The sequence below is a fragment of the Streptomyces sp. NPDC002130 genome (assembly GCF_040296465.1).
Lineage (GTDB): Bacteria > Actinomycetota > Actinomycetes > Streptomycetales > Streptomycetaceae > Streptomyces.
On sequence record NZ_JBEOXI010001248.1, the window covers coordinates 1 to 1,048 of the forward strand.

General features: G+C 64.9%; 1 protein-coding gene and 2 pseudogenes. 2 read left to right on the top strand and 1 reads right to left on the bottom strand.

The features are described 5' to 3' along the window. Together ABT116_RS50015 and ABT116_RS50020 are read left to right on the top strand one after the other, a co-directional pair. The coding region (locus tag ABT116_RS50015) for a hydroxymethylglutaryl-coenzyme A reductase family protein (protein ID WP_351648436.1) at positions 1-438 on the top strand (438 nt) is incomplete at its 5' end. A 5-nt stretch (positions 439-443) separates the two neighbouring features. Continuing rightward, positions 444-974 (top strand): annotated as a pseudogene (locus tag ABT116_RS50020) (hydroxymethylglutaryl-CoA lyase-like TIM-barrel protein); the annotation flags it as partial. Here ABT116_RS50020 and ABT116_RS51305 read toward each other — a convergent pair. After that, positions 972-1,048, bottom strand: a pseudogene (locus tag ABT116_RS51305) (cellulose binding domain-containing protein); the annotation flags it as partial. The pseudogenes ABT116_RS50020 and ABT116_RS51305 sit on opposite strands and share 3 nt — an antisense overlap.

Below are 1,048 nucleotides of genomic sequence, written 5' to 3' on the forward strand. Positions count from 1 at the left end.
GCAGTCGAAGCCGGGTGCCACTCCCACGCAGTCAACGCCGACGGAATCTACTCCTCGCTCTCGCATTTCGAGAAGAACGCCGACGGAAACATCGTCGGCACCCTCGAGCTACCCATGCCGGTCGGCCTCGTCGGCGGGGCCACCAAGGTGCACCCCGTAGCGCAGGCCGCGATCAAGATGCTCGGCGTCGAGAGTGCCGAGGAACTCGCCGGCATCATTCTTGCAGTCGGTCTCGCCCAGAACCTGGCTGCTGTCCGCGTTCTCGCCGGGGAGGGTGTCCAGCGCGGACACATGGGACTGCACGCCCGCAACATCGCTGCCACCGCCGGAGCGCAGAAGAGCGAGATCGACGCCGTGGTCGCACGCCTGATCGCGGACAAGAGCATTCGCGTCGAGCATGCCGAGAAGGTTCTCGCCGAGATCCGCGGCGGAAACTGACGACAATGACGGAAACAGTTGCAGGATCACCAGTGTGGAAACCGGCGCCTCATCGAGTGTCGGCGCCGGGCCTACCGACCTCGGTCCGGGTCTACGAAGTCGGGCCTCGAGACGGACTTCAAGCGGAAACCGCGGTGATCCCGACCGAGACGAAGGCCCAGTTCATCGAACGCCTGGTCGCGGCCGGTTCCCGCACTGTCGAGTTGACGAGTTTCGTCTCACCTCGATGGATCCCGCAACTTGCGGACGCGGAAGAATTGATGGGTCGGCTCCACCTGCCGAACTCGGTACGTACGGTCGTTCTCGTCCCGAACCGCAAAGGTCTCGAGCGGGCCGTCGCCGCCGGAGCGCGTGAAGTTGCAGTATTCGTCAGCGCCACAGAGGAATTCGCGAAACGCAACCTCAATTCCACGGTCGACGGCGCGATCGCCGCGGCTGCCGAGGTCACGACCGCCGCTCGAGCCCTGGGACTTCCCGTCCGCGGATACATATCGATGTGCTTCGGAGACCCGTGGGAAGGCGTCGTGTCCGTCGCCGGAGGGGAAGTCCCACTCGACGGTCCAGGAGCTGAGGGTCGTGGTGCCGGTGTTCTTCACCGTCCACTTGCCCT